The organism is Nonlabens sp., from assembly GCF_047636915.1.
Taxonomy (GTDB): Bacteria; Bacteroidota; Bacteroidia; order Flavobacteriales; family Flavobacteriaceae; genus Nonlabens.
The window spans coordinates 1-8,939 of record NZ_JBLIGN010000094.1 but is presented as its reverse complement, the minus strand read 5'-3'; the positions used below and the strand labels follow the sequence as shown (position 1 = coordinate 8,939).

The 8,939-nt window shown below is 34.8% G+C and carries 7 protein-coding genes; 3 read left to right on the top strand and 4 right to left on the bottom strand.

From position 1 onward, the window contains the following. Positions 1-851: ImmA/IrrE family metallo-endopeptidase (locus ACJAT0_RS11375; RefSeq protein ID WP_415181749.1), on the top strand; the 851-nt coding region annotated here is incomplete at its 5' end. Between the two features lie 361 nt (positions 852-1,212). Here ACJAT0_RS11375 and ACJAT0_RS11370 read toward each other — a convergent pair. Continuing rightward, complete coding sequence (locus ACJAT0_RS11370) at positions 1,213-2,100, bottom strand: hypothetical protein (protein ID WP_415181750.1); 888 nt, start codon at positions 2,098-2,100, stop codon at positions 1,213-1,215. 792 nt (positions 2,101-2,892) lie between these two features. After that, positions 2,893-3,657 carry a CDP-alcohol phosphatidyltransferase family protein gene (locus ACJAT0_RS11365; RefSeq protein WP_374002051.1) on the bottom strand — a complete coding sequence of 255 codons (765 nt, stop codon included), beginning with the start codon at positions 3,655-3,657 and terminating at the stop codon, positions 2,893-2,895. A gap of 1,756 nt (positions 3,658-5,413) precedes the next feature. On the opposite strand from ACJAT0_RS11365, the gene mnmH reads away from it, so the two are divergent. Further along, positions 5,414-6,436, top strand: a complete 1,023-nt coding sequence (mnmH, locus tag ACJAT0_RS11360; RefSeq protein WP_415181748.1) for a tRNA 2-selenouridine(34) synthase MnmH — start codon at positions 5,414-5,416, stop codon at positions 6,434-6,436. Positions 6,437-6,440: 4 nt separating this feature from the next. Further along, the gene (gene selD / locus ACJAT0_RS11355) at positions 6,441-7,484 is read left to right on the top strand and encodes a selenide, water dikinase SelD (RefSeq protein WP_415181747.1); all 1,044 of its coding nucleotides are present in this window, start codon (positions 6,441-6,443) and stop codon (positions 7,482-7,484) included. A gap of 307 nt (positions 7,485-7,791) precedes the next feature. On the opposite strand, the gene ACJAT0_RS11350 is transcribed toward selD, so the two are convergent. After that, positions 7,792-8,343 carry a hypothetical protein gene (locus ACJAT0_RS11350; RefSeq protein ID WP_415181746.1) on the bottom strand — a complete coding sequence of 184 codons (552 nt, stop codon included), beginning with the start codon at positions 8,341-8,343 and terminating at the stop codon, positions 7,792-7,794. Positions 8,344-8,685: 342 nt separating this feature from the next. After that, the coding region (locus ACJAT0_RS11345; protein ID WP_415181745.1) for a hypothetical protein at positions 8,686-8,939 on the bottom strand (254 nt) is incomplete at its 5' end.

Here is an 8,939-nt window from a genome sequence, read left to right as displayed (position 1 = left end):
TTCCTAAAACAAAAACCTTACTCCTTGCTAATGAAATAGACGAAGCGCAGCGCACCTTTATTTATGCAAAAGAACTGGCTTATAATTTTCTAGAGGTTAAAGAACGGTTGTACACGTTTCCTTGGATCAAATTTGACACTTTTGATCAAGTTTTAAATAACTTCTACGCCTCTTATTTTGCAGGTGCTTTGATTATACCTAGTGATAAAATAAAGACCAGACTTCAAGAGATTTTTGATAAGGATACCTTTGATAGCTCCCTGTTATTAGGTGCCTTAAAGGCGTTCAATGCTTCACCAGAATCCTTTTACCAGCGCCTCACTAATATTTTACCCAAAAACTATAACATTGAAAATTTGTTTTTTTTAAGGTTTACCCATAAAGCTGAAAGTAATAGCTATTATCTGAAAAAAGAACTGCATTTATCACACCAGCATTCACCTCGTGCCAATCAGACCAATGAGCATTATTGCAGACGCTGGGTGTCCTTAAAGTTGTTAAACAAAATAAGTAAAAGTAAAAAGGAGCATGAATTCGATTTACAGATATCTCATTTTGAACACGATAGTGCAAAATATGTAGTGTTGTCCTCGGCAACTAAAGATCCCTTTAATGAAAATTATTACAGGAGCATTAGTATAGGATTACTAATAAATAAACAATTACAACGCAGGCTTAATTTTTTAACAGATCCCAATATAAAAACACAGAAAGTAGGGGTAACTTGTGAGCGTTGTTCTATTCAAGATTGTGAAGTGAGGCAAGTACCAGCTTCGGTATTAGGCAAAGTAGCCAAAAATAAAAACATAGAAAACATTGTAAAAGATTTAAATACCAAGTTCATGTCTTAAATAGGGATTAATGAGACTGTAAGAGGATTGCTTGTAGACATATTATTTATTGTTTCAAAGAAAAGGCTTTTCCAAAGGAAGGGTCTTTTTCTCCTGGCCTTTTAATCGCCTATTTGTCCTATGCAACCTTATACCAAATACTAAGGACTACTAAGAAATTAAACAGGCTAGCTTTGCCTAATGGCGGACTCCTTAGATTCAGTTGTTATTTAATTTTTTTTATTTGTTGTCGGAATTGCGTATCAAGCTATTGCTTTTTCTACATTTTTTTATGCCTACCTGCTTACACTTGTCTTATACCTTAATAAAATAAAACAGTTTATTTTACGATCGCATCACAGAGATAAGTAAAGGGCTTTATTTACTTCTTTTTAACACCTTCAAGTAACATATCTTTTTCATATTTATTGTGAACCGTAATCATTGCAAGTCCAAAAAGAACCGCAGCCACAATTAGAATAGTGCTTATGGCACCGCTCACTCCAAAAGACATTCTTATAAGAATGGTGGATATGATAAAACCTGAATTCCTGATAATTTTATTAAATTGATCTGTATAGAATAATGAAATCAGCAATAATACCACGTCCACTAAAATAAGTACGGCAAAAAACTCGTCAAAAAATAAATTATTGACACTTTCAAACGGTGCTAACTCGTTTGGAATTAGAGAGAAGCCCAAAGACCAAACAACCAAAGTGTACAACGCCATTCCAAAAAATAACGGTACTAAAACAACGGCGATCATTTTTTTCTTGTAGACAAACTTGTCAATTCTAGGCTTGATAAGATCTACTGGAACAAACTTTTTCTTGCCTTGTTTTTGAAATTGAAATATCAAATAGAAAAGCAACAACGATCCTATTAAATCATAAGTAAATTGTAAATCTCCTTTTATTTCAAACCAGTCTGAAGACAGTTCTAAGGAAGATAAATCTTTAAATAATTTACGAATAATGATCAGCGTAATAATTTCATATTGCTTGGTGATATAAGTAGTAATGGATTTAGGAAGGTAATAAATGAGCAGATAAACTTCATAAATAAGAATGAACGAAAAAGGTGTGTAAACGGCAGATATAGGGTTTTCTAAGAGATCAGCTCCCAATGGCAGCTGTATAAAATCAAACTTTAATAAGTAGATAACGGCGAGGTGAATAAAAAAACTAATCAAAGCGAGATTTAGTATTATTTTTTCAGTCCTTTCGCGAGTTTTATCGGAGAAAAACTTTTCAAATAGAAATATCATTTTGTCCTTCGGAAGGTTTTTAAAAGTCATTTTTTCAGTTCAATTTTAAGGTATGTCGTAAATACTAGCACATATTAAAGGTACATATTAATTTACAGTAAATCATTTGATTTTAATTTGTAAATTAAAATAGTATTGTCCTTTGATCAACGTATAGAAAAGTCAAATTTATAGGACTGTTTATCGCCGGCAGGGCAACTGTGTTGTCAAGCTTAGCCTGTAGTCTTAGCTCCCTATGAACAGAAAAGGATTTATCAGGGTGTTTTAAGGCTAACTACCTGTCGTTGCATTGCATTTTTTTTCTAGAGATTTTAAAGGGGCTTTTAAGAGTGATGTATACCTCATAGTAGGTTTGAATAAAAGACAACAGGCTCAGAAGCTATAAAAATTTCTTTTACTAGTTATCTTTTTTTAAAAAAAAAACAGGGTACTTTCTTAGTGACATCTTGTTTACCAAAAAAAAATCAGCTACACAAGCAGCATCAAATTTATGATTGATTTCTAAATCTTCTGCCGCTTTTTAATCTCTCAATGGTCCTTAGCAAAGGTATTTGTTAGGGGCCTTTTCGATTCCTAAAATGTTATAAATTTTCCCCGATACTGGTAAAGCAGTATCAGCGTTTTTAAAACTGGTTTCTAGCATTATATAATCGCATTTCATTTTAGAAATATAGATTGGGTTCTAAAATATTTATGGCTATAAAAAGCTTATTTCCTCATACCCGTCTACCAATTAAAAGGAGGACTAAATTCTAGTAAATCGAAAGAATGAAATGTATAGGCAACTAATTTTTAGTAAAAAACCTTTCTGATACCAACAAAAACAAAAACCATTACGGTATATCCTAAAAAGAAAGGCAGAATTAGGGTCTTTAATCCTAATACAAGCATTACGGAAATAATAAGCAGTTGAAATCCCAAACCAAAAGTAGAAATGCTGGTCATTAACCACTTGGGAAATATTTTACCAATGCAGGCTTTAGGGTCTAAGAAATAAATAGCTTTGTCAAATGCACCGTATAGCAATTTATACAAACTAAAAAGAACATTGACATGTTCTTGCTTTTCACCTTGTAGGGCAATCGGTGTTTTTGTTTCAAAAATCCGACTGGTGGTGTCTCCATCAAATTTATTTCTTAAAATCACATAGTAGTAATTATATAGCGTTCCCTGCAACTGTAATCCTATAAATGCAAGTATACATACCCAAATACTTGTGTTGGTAATGTACCAGATGGATAGAAAAAATAAAGCATTTAAAATAATGTCTGCTACAGAATCTAAAAAACGACCGGTATAGGAAGGTTTTTGTTTTACACGTGCCAGCTCTCCATCTGCCGCATCAAGAATAGATTTAAATATTAAAAAGAACGCTGCAAGCCAGAAATATCCTTGGAGAATACAATATATAGCCATAAAACCAGCTAGAATAAAACCTATAGTAACGTGAACAGGAGTAGCATCCGTGTTTTTTAAGGAGTTTGCTATGAGTCGAGCAATTGGTCTTCCATAGTCGGATAGATCAATAAATTTATGCTTTTTGGGTAATTTGGACATGTAATGTCATAGAAAAAGTAGTGCGGAATATACCAATTTTTAAAATGCAAAGGTAATGCTAAAGTAGAGCTTGTGGTTTTAGATGTAGGAGTAAATATAGGTGGTACATCCGGGTGTCTTTTTTTATAACCAAAGTTGTTTAAAATCGCTTTAAAACAGACAAAACGGGCACTTAGACGCAACCTCCTTTATCCGGTACGGCACATCAAAACCAAAACACGAACAACTAACGTAGATTCTTGGAACTGATGGGGCATGCCTTATGGTATAAATGAACTTATGTAAACGAACAAACAAGGATTCAAGGGAAATAAAAGAGGTCGATTACATTCAAAAATGGCTCCAGTCGTTCTAACGCTTCTTTAGATGTTTTGAATAAAGGATATACCTTAGTATTTTATTTCTATATCTAATTGTTTTTCGTTCTCATCGGCTTTTTGATCCATCATTGTTACAGTTGCAATTCCTATTCCCAATCCAATAGGCATTCCCAGTGCTATAAAACCCCTATGGTTTAAGACAACTCCATGAACTACGCCTATGGGAACTCCAAATGCGCCGATACCTATAGCTAACCTGATATTTCTATGATGGTTTTTTGTGACGAGCTGGTGTTCTTTTTCCAGTAACTTTATAACTGTTGATTCCTATTTTATTAATCGCTTGCTAAAACTTTTATCAGCGTCCAATAGTACATTGATAGTATCGATTTCTTGATGCACAGCAAGCCCGCTAAGTCATTTAATCCTTTTTTTCAGCTCGATAAGAAGGTCTTGAAATTGAAGGTATCGTTTATTCAACCGACTTTTTTGGTCTAAGATTCGTTTTAATTAAGTATCACTTGTAGTGTGCAGACAGTTGTTTTTGTAGGGGTCTAAATCGGTAAGAGAAAACGATCTAAAAATAGCTTTGTAGAGTCTTCCATTAAGAACCGCGTAACATAAATTCTAATACTTATATTTTTTATTGCCATTTTTGATCTGATATAAAAGCAATTGTACGACAGAGTTAACTATACAAAAAGACCATTCGCTAGGACTGTGTTAGGCTGTTTGTTTGATTTTTTTTTTGCAGATATGACATAAGTTCAAATGAAATCCAAGCATGCCCATGCATTCAGTATATCTTTTAGGGCCCAGGAAAATAAAAACAGTCCGCTTCAAATAGGATCTGTTATATACTGATCTGTATTAAAATTCAGCACGATCGATCTGACAAAGCTATATCTTTACTCCTTCGGCTTTTCAGAAAAAGGTGGTTTGTTCATTCTTTAAGGGCAGGTATAAGTTCAAAACTACTCCAATAATTAAAGTTAGCCCATACTTTTTTAAGGCAATACAATCCTATTTAAAGGGTTACTAAAATCTCTAGTACAAAAGGCTGTGATCATAATGTCAGGATTCAAAGGCGTGCAAATCTCAAAATAAGCTTGTTAAGTATTTTCACTTAAGGCTGGTTTATAACTCGTTTTTAGCGAGGTAGAACGCTTGGGTTTCTACATAAAAGGTGCTTTGAAAATAATCGGTACCGAAAGAATTATAGATGATGAACGGCGGGCCATTGATGTGCTGTATTTATCGATATTAATGTTAACTATCAACATAATTAATGGATTAGCTGTATTTTTGCCATCCTAAAATAATTCTATCGATAAAAATATCCTGCTAATGACAGCCATTTTTGGGTATACTCATGGAAATATAGCAGCCTATGTTATCTGATACGTCTGCTTTTAATACTTTATATAGATTTTACAATGAAACAAATTATTTCTGTTGATTTTTACTTTAACCATCTAAAGCATCTGCCCATTATTGATGTTAGATCACCTGGAGAATTTGAAAAAGGGCATATTTTAAACGCCTTTAATATCGAGTTATTTACGGATGAGGAACGCGCTGTGGTAGGCACGGCCTATAAGAAAGAGTCAAAAGAAAGAGCCTTTGATATTGGGTATGAATTTGTAGTACCTAAACTAGATGATTTTATAAGTAGGTCTATGGAGATTGCACCTAAAAAGGAAGTTGTGATCCATTGTTGGCGTGGAGGAATGAGAAGTAATGCTTTTGCCGATCATCTTATGGAGAATGGTTTTGAAGAGGTCTATGTCATTGAAAAAGGATACAAAGCTTTTAGGAATTATGTGCTAGAATATTTTGAACAGCCCTTAAATCTAAAAATTTTAAGTGGGTACACAGGCTCTGGTAAAACTGAAATTCTACATTCTTTAAAGAAAAAAGGGCAACAGATTATAGATTTAGAGGGATTGGCTAACCATAGAGGTTCTGCTTTTGGAGGCATCGATCTTCCGCCTCAACCAACAACGGAGCAATTTCAAAACAATTTATTTTCAGTAGCACAAGGTTTAAACCTTGAGTTGCCTATATGGGTAGAAGATGAAAGCAAGTCTATAGGAAGAGTGATTATCCCTGATGCATTTTATCATAAGATGAGCGTGATGCCGGTATATCTTTTAGATGTTCCTTTTAAGGAACGAACAAAACACCTGGTGGATACTTATGCGAGTTTAACCCATGAAAAATTAGCCGAATCAATCGGTAGAATTACAAAAAGACTTGGCTACGATAAAGCTAAATTTGCTTTAGAGGCACTTGAAAGTAAAGATTATTTCAAAGTTGTAGAGATTACCCTTTTTTATTACGACAAAGCCTACCTAAGTGGTTTACAAAATAGGGAGGATGCTACGATTCAAAAATTTGAGATCCCCACAGTAGATCCGGATCAAACAGCAGAATTTTTAATGAGCTTAACAAATTAAATAAATGGTAGAAGGTATAAAGTTAACAAGTTTTAGTCACGGTGCAGGTTGTGGTTGTAAAATATCACCCAAGGTGTTAACCACCATATTAGCGTCTAGTTCTCCTCAGGTGCAAGATGCACGTCTTTTAGTGGGGAACGATACAAGAGATGATGCTGCGGTATACGATATGGGAAATGGAATTGGTGTCATCAGTACGACAGACTTTTTTATGCCTATCGTGGATGATCCCTTCACTTTTGGAAGAATAGCGGCTACTAACGCTATAAGCGATGTATATGCTATGGGAGGAAAGCCATTAGTGGCGATTGCAATTCTAGGGTGGCCCATTGATAAAATAGCACCTGAGGTAGCTGCTCAGGTAATGGAAGGCGGTAGGAAAGCCTGTTCAGATGCGGGAATACTGCTTGCGGGTGGTCATAGCATTGATAATCCAGAACCTATTTTTGGGCTTGCAGTTACCGGGTCGGTTGCGATCTCTAATTTAAAACGCAATGATAAAGCAGAGGCAGGAAGCATTCTTTATTTAACCAAACCTTTAGGTGTTGGCATTTTGGCTACCGCACAAAAGAAAGGTGTTCTAGACGAAATACATAAAGATATCGCGGCAGACTCCATGGTGGTTTTAAATGATGTTGGTATACATCTTTCAGAGATTAAGGAAGTAACAGCATTAACTGACGTAACTGGGTTTGGACTCCTAGGACATTTGTTGGAAGTCTGTGAAGCTAGCCATGTATCTGCGGTTATTAATTATAATAAAGTACCCATTTTTGAAGAGATTCATGAATATCTTGATAAAAAATGTATCCCTGGTGGAACAATTAGAAACTGGGAAAGTTATGGTCACAAGCTTAAAATTGAAGACGAAAAACAGCGACATATTTTATGTGACCCACAAACGAGTGGAGGATTACTAATTGCTGTCAAAAAAGAGGCTTCTCAAAACGTGGAATCTATTTTAAAAAGTAAAGGCCTCTATGCTGAACCCATAGGAGAACTTATAGACCTGTCTGAATTGCCGATTTATATAAATGATAAGGAATAGGAACATATAGGCGCAATTTACAAACTATACAACTCCTTTACTATTTTATAGACCTGACATAAACCTGGGAGTTTTATAGTTCGCAGTAGTTTTTTTAATTCATAGTTCTATGTAGTAATCCTCTATTTTAGAACCGCTCTCCATACTAAAGGCCAAGTTTAGGTAGCGTTCTTGTTTTAAGCTCATGCCTTTATTTAAAAAAAAGTAAATTATAAGGAGCGGTGTTTAACGCGCTCCTTTTTATAAGGGGTTGAAATTTTCAACCCCTTTAGTTTTAGGGGCCAATTATAGAGAATAAAACAAATTATTAGATCGAATTCAATTTCTTAACAAGCTTAATGATGTCGTAGTTGCTTGTCTTGAGTTTCTTTAATTTTTTTGGGTCCAAGTCGTTTTTTAAAATGCTTGCCAGTTGCTTTCTTTTCTCCTTTTTATCGCCAATGATGTGAACCATCTCGCTGTTTTCTTTAGATAGATATAAGGTTTTAACTTCTATATCGTAAGCCATGGTATAGGACATGCCGTTGCCAAATGGGATTGATGTAAATGAGCCAGGTTGAGTCTCTTTTTGGGTTCTAACATAAAGATGGAATGTCTTTTCTTCAATGACTTCTAAAGGTACAAATGTGGTATCGTGTTTCTTAACCACATTAAATCGGCCTGGAAAGCCAAAATAAAATCTATCCACCTCTTTAAGCGCTATTCTATCCACATCAGCATATTCCTGTAAATCTTCCGGGTAAGCCAACAAAAGCTTTTGGTCTTGATCAATCTCAGGGACATTAGTGCCTTTATATACTTTTATTTGAGTCAAAAGGGTATCTCCAGATTTCTTTATTAAAAATCCATAGCTATTCATAAATTTAAATTTGTCTCTTTTAGACAGCTCCAAATAATTAGGCGTTTGTGAAAAAGCTGAAAAGCCAACTAGCAAGGATATGATGATTCCTGTTTTACTCATGATATGTAATGGCTTTTATGTCCATACAAGTTAATACATTTTTAGTTCTATCGCCATCTAATGCCATGAGAATGTGAAGCTTTTTGAGATAATTTCTTTGGGACATCTGTGGCAAAATCTATCAACCTTTAGCACGTACCGTTTAAAAAAGACCCTGACAAAAGCTAGAGTATTCTCCTAATTTTATTCCTTTTAAGAGGTATATAACAACCGCTCTTTCGCAAAAGCGGTACGCATCTATTACAACCCAAAATTAATTCCCACCACAAAGGCGCCATAACTGCGACCGCTGGTCATGCTGTACACATAATCCACCCGGAAAGGTCTGAACTTACCGAAACCGATGTTGTCGATCCCAGCACTGGTTTCAAAGTAAGGCTTGCGTTCTGTGAATAGCGCTTTACCGCTTAGAATTAAATCGTAGTTCAATTGATTTAATCCAGGGATTTTACCGAGTATAAAGCCCTTAAAATCGTGTTGCAGGTGAAATTGTG